The organism is Archangium sp. Cb G35, assembly GCF_001896145.1.
GTDB classification, from domain to species: domain Bacteria; phylum Myxococcota; class Myxococcia; order Myxococcales; family Myxococcaceae; genus Archangium; species Archangium violaceum.
Genome location: NZ_MPOI01000014.1, coordinates 260,460 through 280,115 on the forward strand (window position 1 = coordinate 260,460; position 19,656 = coordinate 280,115).

The window sequence follows — 19,656 nt, forward strand, 5'->3', positions numbered from 1 at the left end:
AGCAACGGACCGGGGGGCACATGGTTCGATGGAAGCTGGACAGCTGCGACCGCCGGGAGGGGCTCAGCCCTGGGTCCCGTCGGGGTCGAAGGCGAGCTCGCGTCGGCCCAACAACACATTGGCGGCCGCCTGGAGCTCCTCGCGCTGCTGGTGGATTTTCTGACGGAGGCTGGGGTCGTGCCCGCCGAGCTGCGAGGGATCCTTCTCTGCGAGCTGGGCCTGGAGGGCGGCCTCGATGACGGCGCGGGGCGCATCGGGGCGGACGCCGAGGATGGCCGCGGCCCGGTTGCGATCCATCTGCCGGGAGCCGCCGGACTCGGCCGGAGACCCGTATGGATCCTCCTCCTGCCCCGAGTTCTTGCCGCGCTTGCCCACGAGCGTGAGGACGAGCGCGGAGAGGAGGGAGAGCGCCGCGGCGCCGCCGGCCAACTGGATGTGGAAGAGGCGGGTGCGCTCGTCGCGGATGATGGAGAGGGAGATGAGGTGGTTGTCGCGCTCGTCGCCCGAGGTCCTGTCGAGCTGGCGGGTCTGCTCGGCCTCGATTTGATCGAGCTGGGCGGGCGAGAACGACGAATAGGACGTCTTGGCGACGGTGGAGAGGTAACCGGCGTAGCCACCCGAGAGCAGCGCGACCAGGAACAGCAGTATCCGCATGGAGCTCCTCAGCGCCGGGGCCGCGAACCACGCGAGCCAGGGCAAGCGGGCACGAGAATAGCGCTCCTGGTGCCCGTGTCTCAAAGTCTCGCAAACGGGTTGAAACGTGTCCCCTGGATCAGCGCCACGCCGGCGATCCCGAGGAGCGCCTGCTTCACGGCCCGTTTCCCACGCATTCGCACTGCCCTCCCCGCTACTCTCCATGCAGCCAGTCCATGTCGGCTGCACCGGGGTGATGCCACCCCCTTGCCACGAACACACCTTGAGGCGGAGCCCGCCTCACGAGGAGGCCATGATGTCGGTTGTGCGCACTGCCCCGCTTGTCGTCCTGCTGATGAGCGGCGCCCTGACCTTCGGAGCGCAAGCGCAGCCCCGCGTCGTTCCACAACCCGCGCCCCAGCCCGCCGTGAGTCCTTTGGATCGGACCATCCGGGTGGAGGGGATGGGCGAGGTGAAGGTGGCACCGGACGAGGCCTTCATCGACCTGGCGATGGAGACGCTGGCGCCCACGGCGAAGGCGGCGGCGGAGGAGAACGCGCGGAAGATGGACAAGGTCATCGCCGCGCTGGTGCAGGCGGGGATTCCGCGCAAGCAGATCGAGACGCGCAACTACTCGGTGTTCCCCGAGTACCACCCGCAGCCGAGGCCGGAGGAGGCGCCGAAGCTGAGGGGCTACCGGGTGAGCAACCAGGTGGAAGTGCACGTGCGCGAGCTGTCGCGGGTGGGGACGCTGCTGGACACGGCGCTGGGGGCGGGGGCCAACCGGGTGGACTCGGTGCGCTTCGGCCTGAGCAAGCCGGAGGTGGTGCAGGGCGATGCGCTGCGCAACGCGGTGGAGCGGGCGAGGCAATCCGCGCAGGTGCTGGCCGCGGCGCTGGGCGTGAAGCTGGGGCCGGTGCTGGACGCGAGCACGGTGTCCGAGCCTCCGCGTCCACTCCCCATGGTGGCGCGCTTCGAGATGGCGCGAGCGGGAAGCGCGGCGGACGTGACGACGCCCATCCAGCCGGAGGAGCAGACGGTGACGGCGCGGGTGACGCTCATCTTCGCCATCGAGGGCAGGTAGGAGGAAACCCCGGAGGGCCTGGGCCTTCCGGGGCTTCCGTTTCAACGCCTAGCGCGGCAGGTCCGCGTCGCGGCGGGCGGCGTCGAAGGTGCCGGCGATGTTGGGCGGCATCTCGGCGCGGATCTTCTGCGCCAGCTTCTCGGTGATTTGAGAATGCAGGGAGCCGAAGAAGACATGGAGCACGAGGCGGACGTTCTCGGGCTCGACCTGCAACCGCTCGGCGATGTCCAGGTAGAAGTCGTCCTTCTCGAACTTCTGCGCGGGAGCAGTCCGGTCCTTCCAACTGCGCTCGAAGAGCTTGCGCAAGCCCTCGGGGAACTGCTCGCGGAGCTCCTGCACCAGCCCACCGGGGAGCCGCTCGCACAGCGCGCTCATCACCGCGTCCGCCACTTCCGTTGGGGAGTACTCGGGAACCTCGCGGTTGATGTGCGCGAGGAACGACTCCACGCTCGTCCCTACGCCCTCACCAGACCAGGACTCCGTCGTATCCATGTTTTGCATCATGGCCATGGGTGTGTCCGCCTCCTTTCCCTGTCAGGTTGGAGACGTACAACCCGGACGGCAGCAGGCAGGGGACGGAGGCCCTGCCCGCCGGGGTCTCGGCTCGCGGACCTGGGCGGCCAGGCTCAGGGCGCCGTCTTCGGGGCCTTGCCACTTCGAGGGCCCGCATACAGGTCGATGACCTCGGTGAGGGCGTGCTGGCAGACGGAGCAGAAGGGCACGCGGTCGCGGGTGAACATCACGCAATCCGCCTGGGGCCGGTAGTAGCCGCGAGCCTCGTACATGGCGCCCTCGAAGGCCCCCACCTTGCCGGCGTACTGCTGCTGGCCGAGGAACTTCTCCTCCCAGTCACGCTGGGAGGTGAAGAGCGCGTCCATCTCCGACTCGGGGCGGCGCTCGGCGCGGATGCGGCGGCGCTGCTGCTGCACCTCGCGCGCGTGCTTCTCGTACTCGTCCTTCTGCCAGGGCGTGGGCAGCGGCGTGCCGGGCGTCATCAGGTGCTTCCACTTGAGCCGGGCAGAGTCGTTGAGCGCGGTGACGTTCTTCTCCCACGGCTCCACGCGCTCCTCGGCGGGGGCGTAGGCCGACTCCGAGGTGTAGTACTCGTCCGCGAGCCCGGCGAAGTGGTGGCCGAACTCGTGGACGAAGACATAGGGGGCCCAGAGGCTGTCGGCGGCCACGGTGCTGTAGAGGCCGAAGATGCCTCCGCCGCCGTAGGTGTTGCCGTTGACGAGGATTTCCACGAACTCGTAGGGCGCGAAGGCGGCGATGTCGCGGAAGCGGCGGTTCTCGAAGGTGAGGACGTAGCGCTCGCTGCCGAAGGCGTCATAGGTGGAGCCCACGGGCGAGTCGCGGTGGATGCCGGTGGAGGGCCGGGAGATGCCGGACTCGCGGGAGGCGGGCATGAGGCCCCACACGTTGAAGTCCTGCTTGCGCTCCTTGAAGGGCGAGAAGCCGAAGAGGATGTCCACCAGGCGCCGCGCGTCCTTCTCGAACTTGGCGCGCTCCTTCTCGGTGTAGCCATCGCCGAGGATGAGGAAGTCCACCTTGTCCGCGGACGGGCCGTTGTCCACCAGCTTCAACAGCGGGCCGGGCGAGGCGGGCGTGGACGGGTCGACGAACATGTCCTGGGGGTCGACGGTGAAGCTCCACAGCTCGCGGAAGGAGTTGTCCTTCGCGCGCTTCTTGAGCATCACCTGCACGGGCTTCTCCGGGGAGGGGAAGCGCAGGGACTCGTGGAAGGTGCGGTTCATCTCGCGGGCCTCGGGAGTCGTCTCCCACTCGCCGTAGATGGAGGCGAAGCCGCGCGAGTACAGCAGCCGGTTGGTGGCGCGGTCGCGCACCTCGAAGAGGTACTTGCCGAGGTTGGTCTCATCCACGCCGCGAGCGGGGTGGCCGGGCCAGGGCAGGGGCTCCACCACGAGCCGATCGAGGCTGAAACGCTCCTCGGTGGCGTTGCCGGTGTGGAAGTAGTCGACGCGGAAGGTGCGGGGGGCCGGAGCGCTCGAGGCGCTCGCGGCCAACAGCAGGGCCAGGAGGACGTTCATGCGCGGGAACGTACCAGAGGCGCTGTGCCTCCCAAGCCCGTGGAACGGGAGTGCCCGTGGCGCTCAGCAGGTCCAGTTGCAGGTGGTGCCGCCGTTGACCGCGTTGCAGCGGTCGGCGGACATCGTGAACGAGTTGCAGTAGTTCCAGGACACGGTGCTGCCGCTCTTGGGCTGGCAGCACGTCACGGGGCAGTTGGTGTTGTTCCACTGGCACGCCGAGCCGCCCCACACCTGGTTGCAGCGCCCCGGCGAGTACGCCACCGAGTCACAGAACGCCTCCGTGTACCCGGAGTTCGGGATGGCGGCGCAACACTCCGGGTACATGGTCAGCGCGGCGGTGTCCGTGCCCGTGGGCTCCGCGCCCAGGTCCGCCGTCTCGCTCTCGACCGGGCCACAGCCCACCAGCACCAGCGTCAGCACTCCGGCGATCAGCGTCAGCTTCTTCATCCCGACTCTCCTCGTTGGGGGTTCAACCCGGGAAACTGGAATAGCCGGGAGAGCAGGTCAAGGAAATGGTTTCACTTGGAGTGTGGGTGCCTGTGTCACTAGAACGTCCCCGACAGCGTGGCGCCCGCCCCATCCGGGCCCGCCGTCACCCCCACCGACACGGGCGGAGGCGCCTCGTTGGGCGACAGGAAGAAGAGCACGGTGCCCGTCACCACCGCCGCGCCCGAGCCGACGAGCAGTCCCACCATGGTGTTGTGCTTCCGCGCCACGTCGCGCAGCAACTGCACGCCCCGGGTGTCCTCGGCGTTGATCTTCCCGTCCACCATGTGCCCGTTCGCCGGATTCGTCAGCTCCTGCCACTCGGGCTCCAGGGAGAGCCGCATGTAGCCCGCGCCCGCCAGCGCCGCCACGCCCACGCCGAGCGTCACGTACGACAGCACGCGCAGCGGCTTCACGGAGCCACCAGACTTCTCCGTCACCGCCGGGGTGAGCATCGCCGGGGGCTGCTCCCAGGGCGGCTGGTGGTTGGGCGTCGCGACCACGAGGCTCGGCTGATCCTTTCCCGTGGTGACGAAGTCCACCAGCGCGGAGATCGACTCGGACGGCGCATCGAGCCCCTGCGTCTTGACGCCTCCCTCGCGCAGCTTCTGGCCCCCCTCCACGTTGAGCACCGTGGCGGCGAGCCACTTCGGCCCGTTGTGCGCCCCCTCGAGCCTCACCACGATGACCTCCTCCACGCCCAGCGTGCCTCCCAGGCGCACGGCGTGGGACAGCTCCGTCTCCCCATCCCCATCCGACGCGAGGCACGGGAAGGGACTGGCCGAGATGGACCCCTCATACGCCAGGTCCACCAGCACCGGCGTCTCCGCGCCTTGCACCGGCAACTGGCGCGGGAAGCTGAGCGCCTCGCCCTTCTTCACGCTCAGGTCGTACGTGCCCGCGGGCACCTCCAGCACCAGCGGCGTCTGCCCCACGCTCCGCCCATCCAGGAATACCTCGGAGGGAGACAGGTTGGACTTCACCGAGAGCTTCACCTTCCTGCCCCGCGCCAGCTCGCGACGCAGCTTGTCGAAGGCCTGCCGCGTGGACGGCGTGTAGTAGTCCGGATCCAACGCGTACTCCGGCTCCAGCCGCAGCACGTTGCGGAACGCGTCGTCGCTCTCCTTCACCTTGCCCAGCGCACGCTGGTTCATCGCCAGCAGCAACTGCGTGTCCACGTACAGCTTCCAGCGGGCCTCGCCCGGCGGCAGGCGCGTCACCTGCCGGAGCACCTCGTCGATGCCCTGCGCCGCCCGGGCATGACGCGCCTCGTAGAACTGGCCCTGCGCGGCCTCGAGCTGCCGCTTGATGTCCTCGAAGCTGCCGGAGGGTGGGGGGAACAGCCGCTCGGCGAAGTCCGCCGCTCCCAGGACGTTCTCTCCCGGGCGGGACACCAGCCGGTCGTAGAGCGCCCTGGCCTGGCCGCTGAGCTCCGCGTCCTTGCAGTCGCCACTGGAGACCACCACGCGGCGCGGGGCCGCTCCCGCCGCGCTACCCAGTACGAGCGCGAGCACCACCATCGAGTACGAGTTCTTGAGGAAGGTCATGATGTCCGAGCGCGATTGCAGGGCCCGTTCCGCCGGCCGCCAGTCCTCGCGCCGCCGAGATACCAGCCGTCACGCCACGCCCACAACCCATCCCCCGTGCGCCAGAACGCAGTCATTCCGCGCCCTTGGGCGGGCCTCCGGCTCCCTACCCACCACGGTGTCCCGAGGCGGGGTCCCGGGGCTCGCGACTCCCTGCTTCCCCTGTCCCGTCTCGATCATGGACGGTCCATCCTCCGGTCTGGAGCCACCTCGGCCGCTCTCCCGGGGGCCGGGCCGGGGCTTCTGCGTGCCGCTCCGCGTCATCCCATCTTGGCAGCGAGGAGGGCCCAACAATGGACCCCACCCCTTTTGCTGGCGGTTGGACGGCGGGCGGCGTCCGACTTGCCCCTGTCACGGGCAGGCCACAGCCTGGGAGCATGTGGTGCTCGCCGGCTGGGAGATGAGGAGAACCCCTCATGTGTCCGTCACTGGAAGATGATCGCCAGGTCGAGACGCCATGACAAAACCATGACATGGCTTGGGGAGAGTGACGCCGCCATGAACATCGCCGTGATGGTCAATCTGCGCGCACGCCGGGGCTCCGAGAGGGTCGGCGGCATGGTGCAGCGCTTCTTCCCCCGGGCCCGCCTGGCCCTCACCCGCTCGCTGGAGGAGGCCCGGACGTGGATCTCCGAGCAGCTGCGCCCCAACCCGCCCCAGCTGCTGCTGGCCGGAGGCGGTGACGGCACCATCACCGGGCTGCTCAACGAGCTGCGCCTGCAGGGCCTGGCGCTGCCGGCCATTGGGGTGCTGCCGCTGGGCACGGGCAATGCGTGGGCCCGCGTCACCGGGGCGCCCAAGCCCGCGGTGGCCCTGCGCCAGCTGGCCGCGTGTGGCGAGCGCCTGCCTCCCTTGCGCCCCTTCTCCCTGGTGCGGCTGGAGAACCGGGTGGCGCCCTTCGCCGGGACGGGCTGGGACTCGGAGACGCTGCAGGACTTCAAGGACCACCTGTCCAAGTTCCCGGCCGGGCCCCTGCGCGAGGCGAACGCCGGCCTGCGCGGGTACATGAGCGCCCTGTTCACCCGCACCATTCCCCGGCACCTGTTCGGCAAGGGCCAGCTGCAGGTGAAGGTGTACAACCTGGGGGCGCCGGCGCTCACCGTGGACGCGCGTGGCAACGTGGTGCCGCTGCCCAATGGGGAGACGGGCGCGCTGCTCTACGAGGGCCCCGCGGGCGTCGCCGGAGCGGCCACCACCACCGAGTGGGGCTTCGGTTTCAAGGCCTTCCCCTTCGCCCAGGCGGTGCCGCACCGGTTGTCCGTGCGCGTCTATGGTGCCGGCGTGAGCGAGGCCACCCTCAACATGCGCCGGCTGTGGCGCGGCCATCACCCGATGCCTCACATGCACGACTTCTTCGTCGAGCGCTTGCGCATGGATTTCGATCGCGACGTGCCCTTGCAGATGGGCGGCGACATCATGGGCCTGCGCCGCTCGCTGGAGTTCGACCTGGCCGAGGAGTCCGTGCAGTTGGTGGACTGGCGGCAACTCCAGCGCCTCGTGGCCTGACACGGAAGGCCAGGGAGGACGGGCTACCGCTCCGAGCGCGAGCCGGCGGGCAGACCGAGCACATAGGTGACGGTGGGCTTGCCGGGCCGCTTCAACTCGCCCACCTCCCAGGTGTAGCCCTCGCGGGCGATGGAGGCCGTCATGGCGCGCAGCTCCTCGGGGCGGTGCGCCCGGAAGGCGGACACCAGACCGTCCCAGAGGCTGGCGAGTGGCGCCACTGGCAGCACGTACGTCAGCAGCAGGCGCAGCGGCGTCAGCGGGCGGATGAGCGGGGTGAAGAGCCACACCATCAGCGGCACCGGCAGCATGCCGAGGATTCCGGCCGGCGTGCGCTGCATGATTTCGAAGGCGGCGAAGGGGACGTTGCGTTCCTGCGCGTCCGCGAGCACCTGACGGGCCTGCTCGGGCCGGAAGTGGTGCAGGGCGTTGAAGAGGGTGCGCATGCCACGCAGCTCCGGAGGCACCCGCGTGGCGTCCACGGGCCGCTCCAGGTAGTCGACGCCATGGGCGCGTGCCCGCTCGGCCGCGTTGGCGGTGGGGTACAGGTCGCTGAGCACCACGCGCGGCTTCAGTCCCTGCTCCTTCTCCAACATGCGGCACAGCCGGGGCAGGGGACCGCTGCCTCCCGAGCCGAGGTCCAGCAACTCCTGGCTCTCCGAGGCGCGCAGGCCCCGGGCGAGCACGTCCGTGGCGGCATCGAAGACGCCCGTCTTCTCGCTGACGGTGTGGAGATAGTCCGTGCCCAGGTCTCTCAAGGTGTGCGGGTACCAGTCCTGATCGAGCAGCTCGAAGAGGTGCAGGCGCGGGATGAGGGCGGTGGAAGTGGGCTCGTTCATGGGCTGAAGGTGCCACCCGGATGGCCGTCCTGCACTGACCGCTGGCGCCAGAACGGCTTGCACCGGGCGCCAACCGCTCGCTAGCGTCCCCGCTGTCGATGGCGTCCTCCTCTCCTCCTGCGGCCCTTTCTTCCCGGCTGGTCCGGCAGGCGCTGGACATCGCGGCCGAGCACAAGGTGCCCATCGAGGCGCTCTGCCGTGAGGTGGGCCTGCGCCTGGAGGACCTGGACGACCCCGAGCTGCGCATCCCCTACACCGTGCTCGATACGCTCCTGGAGCGGGCGGTGGAGGTGACGGGGGACGACAACCTGGGCCTGCACATGGCGCGCATGAGCGAGGTGGACCCGGATGACGCGGCCGGGCTCGTCATCCTCACGAGCGCGACGCTGAAGGAGTCCATGGTGCGCGGGTGCCGCTACCAGCGCGTCTGGGGGGACGGGGATCGCTTCGGGGTGGAGGACACCGAGCGCGGAGTGCGCATGCGCTTCACCCCCGTGGGGCCGTGGCGGCCGGCGCACCGGCAGATGGCCGAGGTCGCGCTCGTGCAGGTGGCCCTGGGGATGCGCTACTTCACGGGGGTGGACGTGCGGCCGCTCCAGGTGCGTTTCGTCCACGCCGCGCCCGCGGACATCCGCGAGCACGAGGCCCTCTTCGCCTGTCCGCTCGTCTTCGGCGCGCCGCAAAGCGACATCGAGTACTCCCGCGCGGACGCGGAGCTGCCCTTCGTCCACGCGGATGCGCTGCTCAACACCATGTTCGAGAAACAGGCGCAGCGGCAGCTCTCGCGGCTGCCGGTGACGGCGAGCCTCACCGAGCGGGTGCGCGAGCAGGTGAGGCGCACGCTGTCGGGAGGGGACTTCACCTTCGAGGCGGTGGCGAGGACGCTGCACCTGCCGCCGCGCACGCTGCAGCGCAAGCTGGCCGAGGAGGGGCAGAGCTACGCGGGCATCCTGGAGGCGGTGAGGCGCGAGCTGTCGGAGAACTACCTGCGGCGGAGGATGTCCATCGCGGAAGTGTCCTTCCTGCTCGGCTATGGCGAGCCGGCCACGTTCCACCGGGCCTTCAAGCGTTGGTGGGGGATGAGCCCCGAGGCCTTCCGCCGTGCCCACACGCCCCAGACTCCCTCTCCCCCCGGGAGAGGGCCGGGGTGAGGGTGCCCGGCCCCGTCCTCCTGCCCCGTGCATCCACTCGGATTTCCACCGCTTGACGTGGTGTTCACTCAACACTATGCGGTGGGCACGAACGGAACGAAAGGAACCCCGTGAGCTACACCTACGACTACCCGCGCCCGTCGTTGACGGTGGACTGCGTGGTGTTCGGCCTGGACGACGAGGACCTGAAGGTGTTGCTCATCAAGCGCGGCGTGGAGCCCTTCCAGGGCCGGTGGGCGCTGCCGGGTGGCTTCGTCCGCATGGAGGAGTCGCTCGAGGACGCCGCGCGCCGCGAACTCCAGGAAGAGGCCGGTATCCGCCCCAACCTGATGGAGCAGCTCTACACCTTCGGGGCCCCGGAGCGGGACCCACGGGGCCGGGTGGTGAGCGTGACCTACTTCGCGCTGGTGAAGCTGTCGGACCACCGCGTGCATGCCGCCACCGACGCCCGGGAGGCCGCCTGGTTCTCGGTCTATGACGTGCCCAAGCTGGCGTTCGACCACGCGGACATCCTCGCCACGGCCCACCAGCGGTTGAAGGGCAAGGTCCGCTACCAGCCCATCGGCTTCGAGCTGCTGCCGCCCAAGTTCACCCTCACCCAGTTGCAGCGCATGTACGAGAAGATCCTCGAGCGCGAGCTCGACAAGCGCAACTTCCGCAAGAAGCTGCTTGCCATGGATCTGCTCGAGGAGCTCGACGAGGTGGAGCAGGACGTCTCCCACCGCGCCGCGCGCCTCTACCGCTTCGACCACAAGAAGTACAAGCAACTGGAGAAGGCCGGCTTCAACTTCGAGCTGTAGTCCTCCTCCCCACCCGGGCCATCGGGTTGACTTCGTGTTCTTTAGACACTAACTTGGTGTCGGTAGAACACGACGTCTGCCCAGGCCACCTGGGAGAGGAGAGTCATGTCCGCGCTGCCCTTCGAGCTCGCCGCCGCCACCGTGCAGGGCCGGGAGCACGCCCGAGCCGGACGCAACAACCAGGACTCCTTCTGGGCCCGGGCGAGCGAGCACGGTCTGGCGGCCGTCGTCACGGATGGGTGCGGCAGTGGCGCGCAGAGCGAGCTGGGGGCGCAACTGGGCGCCCGGCGGGTCGTGGAGGGAGCGCTCTCGCTGCTGGGCAGGCAGGTGCCCGTCGAGTCCCCCGAGTTCCTCCAGCGCCTGGGCGCGGACGTGCTGTGCTTCCTCCAGGCCATCTCCGGGGAACTGGGCGAGCGGGCCATCGGTGAGGCGCTCCTCTTCACCGTCGTGGGCGCCGTCGTCACCCCCGAGCACACGCTCGTCTTCTCCGCGGGCGATGGGCTCTGGGCCCTCAATGGGGATGTGCACCGGCTCGGGCCCTTTCCCAACAATGCGCCGCCGTACCTGGCCTATGGGCTGCTGAAGCCGGGCGCCGTGTCCTTGAAGGCCCACACCCTGCGGCCCACCGCCGAGGTGGACTCGCTGCTGCTCGGCACGGATGGGGTGTCGGACCTCGCGGGCCTCGCCGAGGCCCGGGTGCCCGAGCGCGAGGAGCCCGTGGGTCCACTCTCCCAGTTCTGGAGTGAGGGCCGGTACTTCTCGAACCCGGACGCACTGCGCCGGCGCCTCGCGCTGCTCAACCGCGAGTCCGTCCGCGCCGACTTTCCCGCCCGCAGACTCGAGCGCGTGCCCGGACTGCTCTCCGATGACACCACGCTCGTCGTCCTGCGCCGCCGGCAGGGGAGGGCCTGACACCATGGACGTCTATCTCGAGGGCAAGAGGCTCCGGTTGGACCCGAGGAAGGCGCTCGGCAAGGGCGGCGAGGCGGATGTCTTCGACCTCGGGGACGGGCGCGTCCTCAAGCTCTTCAAGCCTCCCGAGCACCCCGACTACGACAACCTCCCCCAGGAGCAGGCCGCCGCACGGGCCCGCATCGCCGAGCACCAGCGCAAGCTGCCCGCCTTCCCGAAGCCGCTGCCCGCGCGGGTGGTGTCTCCCGAGACGCTCGCCACCGACAAGAAGGGCACGACGCTGCTCGGCTACGCCATGCGCAAGCTCGAGGGCTCCGAGCCCCTGCGCCGCTTCGGTGACCCGGCCTTCCGCCGCGCCGGTGTGCCGTCCTCCCGCGTCGCCGAGCTCTTCCGCGGCCTGCACCGCACGCTCTCCGCGCTCCATGGCAGCGGCGTGGTGGTGGGGGACTTCAACGACCTCAACATCCTCGTCACCGGCAACGATGCCTGGCTCATCGACGCGGACAGTTTCCAGTTCGGGTCCTATCTCTCCCCCGTCTTCACCGAGAAGTTCCTGGACCCGCTGCGCCTGGGCGGCTCGACGCAGGGGCTGATGCCCTCGCGCCCGGCGTCTCCGGACAGTGACTGGTATGCCTTCACCGTCGCGCTGATGCAGAGCCTGCTGTGCGTGGGGCCCCATGGCGGCATCCACCGCCCGAAGCCTCCCACGCCCAAGGCCACGCCCACCGCTCGCGTCCTCCAGCGAATCACCGTCTTCCACCCGGACGTCCAGTACCCCAAGCCGGCCACGCCCTTCGGTGTGCTTCCGGATGACCTGCTGCACTGCCTGCACCGGGTGTTCGTCGAGGATCTCCGCGGGCCGTTCCCGCTGCCGCTGCTGGATTCACTGCGCTTCACGGTCTGTGCCTCGTGTGGTGTGGAGCATGCGCGGGCCTCGTGCCCCACGTGCCGCCCGAGCGCGGCCTTGTCGACCACGCCCGTCACCACCGTGCGCGGCCAGGTGGTGGCCACCCGCCTCTTCACCACCGAGGGCGTCATCCTCCACGCCAGCGTCGAGGATGGGGCATTGCGCTGGCTCTTCTACGCGAATGGGGCATACCGGCGCGAGGATGGCTCGGCGGTGCTCCAGGGTGGGTTGGATCCTTCGCTGCTCTGGGCGTTGCAGGGCGCCGTCACGCTGGTGGGGAAGGGCGGGGAGTTCGCGGTGCTCGCCCCGGGCCAGCGCCCCGAGCGGCTCGGCGTGGATGCGCCCGAGCAGCGCCCGGCCTTCGCTGCGAATGCGCGCCACCGTTACTGGGCGCACGCGGGAGCGTTGTGGCGCGATGGGGCGTTCGCTCCCGAGCGGCTGGGCGAGGTGCTCGATGGGCAGACACGCCTCTTCGTGGGGCCGCGCTTCGGGCTCGGCTTCCACCGTGCGGGCTCGCTGCGCGGCGCGTTCGTCTTCGACGCCGAGCGCCCGGGACTCCGGGATGGACTGGCGCTGCCGTGGCCCTCGGGCCGGTTGGTGGACGCGGAGGCCGTGTTCGATGGTGCGAACTGCTGGCTCTTCCTCGCCGAGGAGACCGGCGGCCGGACGGTGAACCACTGTGTCGTGGTGGGCGCGGATGGCACCGTGAAGGCCAGCGCGAAGGGCGAGGCGGGCGATGGCTCGTGGCTCGGCTCGGTAAGGGGCAGGTGCGCCTCGGGCGAGGCCTTGTTCGCTCCCACCGACTCGGGACTCGTCCGCGTGGAGTTGCGGCAGGGCCGTCTCGAGGTGGTTCGCGAATTCCCCGACACCGAGCCCTTCGTCGATGCCGACAGCCGCCTGTTCCTCACGCGGAACGGGCTCACCGTCGTCCGCCGCCAGGACATCACCGCCCTGCGGATGACCTGATTCCCAGGCCCCATGTGGCCGAGTGCTCCAGCCTCGGCTCCTGAGACCCGCCCTCCGGGCTCGCTCTTCACGAACTTGTCCAACTGTTGGACAAGTTCGTGAACGTCGCGCCCGGCGGGCTCCTCCTGCCTGCCATGGCCGGCGCTCTCCCTTCTCTTCGTTCAGCGCCCAGGTTCGCGCAGGGCCTGACACCTCGCCTTACCCGTAGGCCAGCCTCGATTCGGTCCACCCTGGCTTGACTACGTGTAATTCGGACACTATGTTGGTGTTGTCGATACACGAAGGGTGGCGCGGTAAGCCGCTCCACCCAGGAGGGTTGCACCATGAAGACCCAGTCGAAGCTGAAGGAGCTGCCGCTTCCGTCGTTCTACAAGTCCGCCAACGCCGCCTCCTACGCCTACGGCCCCAACGCCATGGCCCTCCAGGCCGAGGCCCAGACCTGGCGCGGCGCTCACGGCCTCTCCGCTTCCGCCACGGACTCGTTCAACCTCCACCTGCTCCTCATCGACGTCCAGAAGGACTTCTGCTTCCCCGAGGGCTCCCTCTACGTCGCCGGCCGCTCCGGCCGCGGCGCCATCGACGACAGCCGCCGCATCGCCGAGTTCGTCTACAAGAACCTCGGCGCCCTCACCCACGTCACCACCACGCTCGATACCCACTTCGCCTACCAGATCTTCTTCCCGTCCTTCTGGGTCGACCAGAATGACCAGCCACTCACCGCCTACCGCGAAATCACCCGCGAGCAGATCGAACGCGGCCAGGTCCGCCCCAATCCCGCCATGGCCAAATGGCTCTGCGGCGGCAACTACCCCTGGCTCCTCAAGCAGGTGAAGTACTACTGCGAGGAGCTCGAGCGCGCCGGGAAGTATACCCTCTACCTCTGGCCTCCTCACTGCCTCCTCGGCGGCGATGGTCATGCCCTCGCCGGGGTCGTCCAGGAGGCCCGCTTGTTCCACTCCTTCGCCCGCGGCGCCCAGTCCTGGGCCGAGGTCAAGGGCGGTAACCCCCTCACCGAGAACTACTCCGTCCTCCGCCCCGAGGTCCTCTCCCGCCACGACGGCCAGCCCCTCGCCCAGCGCAATACCCAGTTCCTCAAGACCCTCCTCACCGCAGATGCCGTCGTCATCGCCGGCCAGGCCGCCAGCCACTGCGTCAAGAGCTCCATCGATGACCTGCTCGGGGAGATCCTCGCCCAGGACGCGGCGCTCGCTCGCAAGGTGTATCTGCTCACGGATTGTATGTCCGCTGTGACCGTCCCCGATGGCAAGGGCGGGTTCGCCGCTGACTTCACTCCGCAGGCCGATGCCGCTCTCCAGCGCTTCGCCAATGCCGGCATGCACCTCGTGAAGTCCACGGATCCGCTCGCCTCGTGGCCGGATCTCCGGATCTCGTAGGCCGCACACGGTTGCTCGGCACCCTCACCCCGACCCTCTCCCGATGGGAGAGGGAGTGGGACTCCTATTTCCTCACTGTCTTCACGGAGGCTCAGATGAGTTCCTCGTCCAACAATGGCAACAGCTCCAGCGCCAATGTCTCTCAGCTCTTCCAGGCCGCTCACGCCGAAGGCGTTCTCAGCCCCCAGGCGCTTCAGGCCCTCACCGTCGTGGACCTCGGCGCTCAGATACAGGCCGGCCTCGGCATCAGCGTCGATGACGTCCAGGCCTCCGAGGTCGTCCTCGTCACCGTCATGCCCGATGACTCCGGCTCCATCCAGCACGCCGGCCACGCCCGCACCGTCTGCGACGGCCACAACCTCGTCCTCGATGCCCTCCTCTCCTCCCAACAGAAGGACGGCATCCTCTTCCACACCCGCTACCTCAATGGCTTCGTCCTCAACCCCTTCCGGCCCCTCGAGGACGTCGTCCGCATGCACTCCAAGAACTACGACCCCGACAAGGGCACGCCCCTCTATGACCAGGCCGTCGTCCTGCTCGGCACCGTGCTCGCCAAGGCCCAGGAGTTCACCCGCAACGGCGTCTCCGCCCGCACCGTCACCCTCCTCATCACCGATGGTGCCGACTGCCACTCGCAGAGCTCCCGTCCCCGGGATGTCGCCGCGCTCGTGAACGACCTGCGCCGCGCCGAGAACCACATCGTCGCCGGCATGGGCATCGACGACGGCAGCACCGACTTCCGCAAGGTCTTCCGCGAGATGGGCATCGAGGACAAGTGGATCCTCACTCCCGGCCAGAGCGCCCAGGACATCCGCAAGGCCTTCCAGGTCTTCAGCCAGTCCGCCGTCCGCGTCAGCCAGGGCGCCGCCAGCTTCAGCCGCACCGCCCTCGGCGGCTTCGGCGCCTGATTCCCGGCTCACGCAGGAGGGGTCCGCCCGCTCCCTCGGCTTCCCTCCTGCCGGGCATGGGGCTCCCGCTTCTTCCGGACACATCTTCGTGTTGCAGAGAGGGGAGGGCGCGGGCCCTCCGTCTCTCCGGGAGGAATCGCGTGGACCCTCGCAGCCCCCGCTACGTCCCGCATCGCGGCCGCTTCCTCCGCCTGGAGGCGTCATGAGTCTCAGGCGCATCATGACCGCGGCCATCGCCATGCTCGCGGCCCTCGCCCTGGCAGGCGCGGCCTCCCTCATCGTCCTGACCACCTACCTCCATCGCACCACCGCGAGCATGGGCAGTGCCGTGGAGGGCGTCCGCCTGGCCGAGGCCCTCCAGGTGGATCTGCTCTCCCTCTACCGTCTGTCCGATTCGCTCCTGCACATCCCCGCTGACTCGCCCCGCTCCTTCGCCGCCATCGAGTCCAATCTCCGGGTCCACCTCACCGAGGCCCGCGCCAACGCCTGGTCGCCCCAGGAACTGGTGCTCCTCGACGAGGCCGAGCGCACCATCTCCAACTACCTGCTCGCCCGGGAGCGCGTCGCGAACCTCCCCACCGAGCAGGCCGCTCGCGAGCTCGTTCCTCCCCTGGAGGCCGCGCTCGCCGCGTTGGATCAGCTCGTCACCTTCAACGTCAACGAGGCCCGGACCGTCCAGCTCCAGGCCGACCGGTGGGACCAGCTCGCCAACATCGGCGGCATCTGCGTGGCCGCGCTCCTGGTGCTCGGCGGCGGCGTGCTGCTGTGGTGGTTGCGCCGCTTCGTCTTCCGCCCCCTGCTCGACATGAGCCGCGCCATGCGCCGCTTCGGCGCCGGCCGCAAGCGCACCCGCGCCCCCGTGGCCGGCCCCGTCGAGCTGCGCGACATGGCCCGTACCTTCAACGAGATGGCCAACTCCCTCGCCCGTCAGCAGGAGGAGCAGCTCACCTTCCTCGCCGGTGTGGCGCATGACCTGCGCAACCCCCTCTCCGCGCTGAAGATGTCCGCCGCCCTCGTCACCTCCGGCCGGCCCATCCCCGAGGAGCGCATGCAGAAGACCATGGCCCTCGTGCGCCGCCAGGTGGCCCGCCTGGACCGGATGGTGGGAGACCTGCTCGACGCCACCCGCATCGAGGCCGGCAGATTCGAGCTGAGCCTCGAGGAGCGTGATGCGCGCGAGCTCGCCAGCTCCGTGGTGGAGCTGTATCAGGCCGGCGGCTCCTCGCATGACTTGAGGCTCCATCTCCCCGAGGAGCCTGTTCTCCTGTGTTGTGACGCCACGCGTGTGGAGCAGGTGCTGCACAACCTGGTGAGCAACGCGCTGAAGTACTCGCAGGGTGGCAGCCGCGTGGACGTCATCGTCGGCCGCGAGAGCGACGAGGCCGTGCTGAGCGTGGTGGACCGGGGCATCGGCATCTCCAGCGAGGAGCTGCGCATGCTCTTCACTCCGTTCCGGCGCACGGGGCGGGCCCGGGAGAAGGCACCGGGCGTGGGGCTTGGACTGTCGGTGGCCCGGCGCATCGTGGAGGCCCATGGGGGCCGCATCGAGGTGGAGAGCCGCCCCGGCGTGGGCTCCACCTTCCGCGTCCGGCTGCCCCATGCCCGCTCCGCAGCGCAACCGGCCAGGCCCGAGGACGTCACCCCGAGCCCGGCCGATACCGTGCACTAGCTACGGCCGTTGGTGGAAGGCCGCCTGCTTCACGCTCCACAGCTCCCGGCCGTGCTCGCCCTCGTCGGCGACGAAGAAGAGCCGCGGGCCGGAGACGGTGAGCCTCGCCGGCGAGGAGCCATGCGCTCCGGGGGCGAGGTCATGCAGCGGCCTCGTGCCCGCCGAGGTCCCATCCGACCGCCACAGCTCCAGGCCTCCCGCGGCGTCCGGTGCCGGGAAGGCGAAGGTGCCGTGCGGCCCGATGGCGACCAGCGGCGCGTCCCACAGGAAGCTGCCCGCCGCACCGGGGGTGATGTCGCGCAGCAGGTGCGTGCCCGCCGCCGTGCCGTCGCTCTTCCACAGCTCGGCCCCGTGAATCCCGTCATCCGCCGTGAAGTAGAGCGCCCCATGGATGACATGCAGCGGACCCGCCTCCTCGGTGAAGCTGTAGTGCGGAGGAAACGCCGTGCCGGGGCCCGGGACGATGTCGGCCACGAGCCGCGTGCCCGCCGCCGTGCCGTCGCTCTTCCACAGCTCCTGGCCGTGCACGCCGTCATCGGCGAGGAAGAACACCGTCCCGTCCCGCGCCACCAGTCCCCTCGGGTAATGGGTGGTGCCGGGGTGGATGTCCGCCACGAGCACGGTGCCCTCGGCGGTGCCGTCGCTCTTCCACAGCTCCTGGCCGTGCACGCCGTCGTTCGCGAAGAAGTACAGCGTGCTTCCCACGCTCACGAATCCGCCCAACGCACTGCCCTGAGGGCCCGGCCGGATGTCCTTGACGAGCACCGTCCCCCCGGGCGTGCCATCCGTCTTCCACAGCTCGGTGCCATGCACTCCATCCTCGGCGGAGAAGAAGAGCGTGCTGCCCAGCCGCGTCAGATTCCCGGGGTTGGCGCTCCTCGAGCCGGGGTAGATGTCCTTCAGGAGCAGGGTGCCCTCGGTGGTGCCATCGCTCGTCCACAGCTCCCAGCCCCGGGTGGAGCTGAAGACGTTGAAGAAGAGGGCCGTCCCCTGGGTGCCGGCGGTGTACACGGTGCCCAGGCCGCTGTGGACCCGCTGCGTGCCAGCGGCGGTGCCATCCGTCTTCCAGAGCTGGCCCCCCCAGAAGAAGAACACCCGCTCTCCCACTCGCGTCAGCGCGAGGGGCTCCGGGGAGGTCCCCACCCCAGCGATGGAGAACTCCGTGAGGCGGACGGTGCCCTCGGCGGTGCCGTCGCTCTTCCACAGCTCGCGGTCATGCTCGGCGTCCTGGGCGGTGAAGAGGAGCGTGCCTCCCAGGTCCACGAGCTCCCGGGGGTTGGAGGAGTCGGCGCGGTGGATGTCACGCAGCAGCCGCGTGCCCGCGGGCGTCCCATCCGTCACCCAGGGCTCCATGCCATGGCGCCCGTCCTCGGCCCAGAACTGCACGAAGTCTCCGTGCCGCTTCAGGCCTCGAATCCGCAGGAAGCCCTGCTCCTGGGCGGGCAGGAGCGGCGTGGTGCCGGCACTCGTCCCATCCGTCACCCAGAGCGAGGGCGCGCCCGTGTCGTTCGATGTGGAGATGAGCCACCGGCCATCCGGCAACCGGGCGCTCTCCCGCCAGGCCAGATGCAGGGAGAGGCCGTCGAGGCGCGCGGTGCTCTCGGGCGTGCCGTTGCTCCGGTAGACCTCGGTTCCCACCGAGGCGAGCAGCGTGTCTCCCAGGCTCACGAGTCCTGGCGGAGGGCCCCAGAAGATGGGCAGGAGCATCCGGGTGCCCGCATCGGTGCCGTCGCTCGTCCACAACCCGTGCTGGAACGTGGCGTCGAAGGCGGTGAAGTAGAGCCGCCCTCCCACGGTGGTGAACTGGCCGGCGTAGTACAGGGGCTCCGCCGAGCCCTCACCGTGCAGAAGCGTGGTGCCCTCGGGGGTGCCGTCGCTCGTCCAGATTCCAGTTGCGGCGGCGAGGAACACGCGCGAGCCGGCGGCGGACAGGAAGGGGTCGTCGCCTAGGGGAATCATCAGGGGCGTGAGCGTCGCGAGGCGCATCGTGCCCTCGGGAGTCCCATCGCTCTTCCACAGCTCATTGTCCCAGGATGGACCGAAGGTCACGAAGAACAGCGTTCCGCCCGCACACGTGAAGGAACTCGACGTGTGGAGCGACGGGAAGACCCACTCCTGCGAGGAGAGCTTCACGGTGCCCTCGAGTGTCCCATCGCTCTTCCAAAGACCCGAGAAGCTGGGCCCCCCCACATGGTCCTGGAAGAACAGCTGTCCATTGCAGCTGATGAGGTGACCGGGATTCGTCCAATCCTCCCGAGAGCCGAAGCGGACGGTGCCCGCGGCGGTGCCGTCGCTCTTCCAGAGGGCTCCATCGGAGCTGGAGGCCTCCGTACTGATGAACAGCGAGCCTCCCGCGGTGGCCAGGCCGGTGATGTCGCCCTGGTTGTAGCCGGGGATGAGCTCCCGGACGAGCCGTGTCCCCTCGGCCGTTCCATCCGTCCGCCACGGCTCCTGGCCCGTGCTCTCGTCGATGGCCGTGAAATAGAGCACCGGGCCGAGGCTGACGGGCTCGGGGACTCCGTCCATCTCCAGCCAGGAGCCCTTGTCCCAGGGGGGCGTCTGGGTATTGGTGCCCACCTGGATGTCTTTCACGAGGGAAGGGACGAGCCCGGGAGGCAGTGCGCGCGAGGCCTGCGAGGCGAGGCTCGGCGAGACGTCCTGCTCTGGCGCGGAGCTGGTGCATCCGATGGCCGCCGAGAGCAGCAGGAACGGCAGACGGCGGGAGCGGTGTCGGGATGGAAGTGGCATGCGCGCGGCCCAGTGCAACGGC

At 69.5% G+C, this 19,656-nt stretch carries 16 protein-coding genes; 9 read left to right on the top strand and 7 right to left on the bottom strand.

From position 1 onward, the window contains the following. Positions 1 to 63: 63 nt before the first annotated feature. Entirely contained in the window at positions 64 to 654 is a 591-nt protein-coding gene (locus tag BO221_RS37875) for a hypothetical protein (RefSeq protein WP_143195921.1), read from the bottom strand. Positions 655 to 946: 292 nt separating this feature from the next. Here BO221_RS37875 and BO221_RS37880 point away from each other — a divergent pair, with 292 nt between their 5' ends. Further along, positions 947 to 1,717: an SIMPL domain-containing protein gene (locus tag BO221_RS37880; RefSeq protein WP_233166439.1), complete on the top strand. Its 771-nt coding sequence runs from the start codon at positions 947 to 949 to the stop codon at positions 1,715 to 1,717. A gap of 48 nt (positions 1,718 to 1,765) precedes the next feature. Here BO221_RS37880 and BO221_RS37885 read toward each other — a convergent pair whose 3' ends face one another. The 4 genes from BO221_RS37885 to BO221_RS37900 form a co-directional block, all read right to left on the bottom strand. After that, positions 1,766 to 2,227 carry a DUF2267 domain-containing protein gene (locus BO221_RS37885; protein WP_083682018.1) on the bottom strand — a complete coding sequence of 154 codons (462 nt, stop codon included), beginning with the start codon at positions 2,225 to 2,227 and terminating at the stop codon, positions 1,766 to 1,768. Between the two features lie 116 nt (positions 2,228 to 2,343). Next, on the bottom strand, positions 2,344 to 3,765 hold the full coding sequence (locus BO221_RS37890) for an IgA Peptidase M64 (RefSeq protein WP_073565737.1): 1,422 nt from the start codon (positions 3,763 to 3,765) through the stop codon (positions 2,344 to 2,346). A gap of 63 nt (positions 3,766 to 3,828) precedes the next feature. Further along, a complete protein-coding gene (locus BO221_RS37895; protein WP_073565738.1) occupies positions 3,829 to 4,212 on the bottom strand; it encodes a hypothetical protein in 384 nt (127 codons plus the stop codon). Between the two features lie 98 nt (positions 4,213 to 4,310). Continuing rightward, on the bottom strand, positions 4,311 to 5,798 hold the full coding sequence (locus BO221_RS37900; RefSeq protein ID WP_073565739.1) for a PEGA domain-containing protein: 1,488 nt from the start codon (positions 5,796 to 5,798) through the stop codon (positions 4,311 to 4,313). 537 nt (positions 5,799 to 6,335) lie between these two features. On the opposite strand from BO221_RS37900, the gene BO221_RS37905 reads away from it, so the two are divergent. Continuing rightward, positions 6,336 to 7,343, top strand: a complete 1,008-nt coding sequence (locus BO221_RS37905; RefSeq protein ID WP_073565740.1) for a diacylglycerol kinase family protein — start codon at positions 6,336 to 6,338, stop codon at positions 7,341 to 7,343. A gap of 23 nt (positions 7,344 to 7,366) precedes the next feature. On the opposite strand, the gene BO221_RS37910 is transcribed toward BO221_RS37905, so the two are convergent. Continuing rightward, a complete protein-coding gene (locus BO221_RS37910) occupies positions 7,367 to 8,179 on the bottom strand; it encodes a hypothetical protein (protein WP_073565741.1) in 813 nt (270 codons plus the stop codon). A gap of 98 nt (positions 8,180 to 8,277) precedes the next feature. On the opposite strand from BO221_RS37910, the gene BO221_RS37915 reads away from it, so the two are divergent. The 7 genes from BO221_RS37915 to BO221_RS37945 all read left to right on the top strand — a co-directional run bounded on the left by BO221_RS37915 (position 8,278) and on the right by BO221_RS37945 (position 16,886). Further along, positions 8,278 to 9,330 carry an AraC family transcriptional regulator gene (locus BO221_RS37915; RefSeq protein WP_073565742.1) on the top strand — a complete coding sequence of 351 codons (1,053 nt, stop codon included), beginning with the start codon at positions 8,278 to 8,280 and terminating at the stop codon, positions 9,328 to 9,330. 110 nt (positions 9,331 to 9,440) lie between these two features. After that, positions 9,441 to 10,130 carry an NUDIX domain-containing protein gene (locus BO221_RS37920; RefSeq protein ID WP_073565743.1) on the top strand — a complete coding sequence of 230 codons (690 nt, stop codon included), beginning with the start codon at positions 9,441 to 9,443 and terminating at the stop codon, positions 10,128 to 10,130. A gap of 105 nt (positions 10,131 to 10,235) precedes the next feature. Further along, positions 10,236 to 11,042, top strand: a complete 807-nt coding sequence (locus BO221_RS37925; RefSeq protein WP_073565744.1) for a protein phosphatase 2C domain-containing protein — start codon at positions 10,236 to 10,238, stop codon at positions 11,040 to 11,042. Between the two features lie 4 nt (positions 11,043 to 11,046). Next, a complete protein-coding gene (locus BO221_RS37930) occupies positions 11,047 to 12,915 on the top strand; it encodes a hypothetical protein (protein WP_198956267.1) in 1,869 nt (622 codons plus the stop codon). 323 nt (positions 12,916 to 13,238) lie between these two features. After that, a complete protein-coding gene (locus BO221_RS37935; RefSeq protein ID WP_073565746.1) occupies positions 13,239 to 14,309 on the top strand; it encodes a nicotinamidase in 1,071 nt (356 codons plus the stop codon). A gap of 95 nt (positions 14,310 to 14,404) precedes the next feature. Beyond that, the gene (locus BO221_RS37940) at positions 14,405 to 15,217 is read left to right on the top strand and encodes a hypothetical protein (RefSeq protein WP_073565747.1); all 813 of its coding nucleotides are present in this window, start codon (positions 14,405 to 14,407) and stop codon (positions 15,215 to 15,217) included. A 202-nt stretch (positions 15,218 to 15,419) separates the two neighbouring features. Next, positions 15,420 to 16,886: a HAMP domain-containing sensor histidine kinase gene (locus BO221_RS37945; protein ID WP_073565748.1), complete on the top strand. Its 1,467-nt coding sequence runs from the start codon at positions 15,420 to 15,422 to the stop codon at positions 16,884 to 16,886. Here BO221_RS37945 and BO221_RS37950 read toward each other — a convergent pair whose 3' ends face one another. After that, positions 16,887 to 19,634 carry an ELWxxDGT repeat protein gene (locus BO221_RS37950; RefSeq protein WP_073565749.1) on the bottom strand — a complete coding sequence of 916 codons (2,748 nt, stop codon included), beginning with the start codon at positions 19,632 to 19,634 and terminating at the stop codon, positions 16,887 to 16,889. Positions 19,635 to 19,656: the final 22 nt, after the last annotated feature.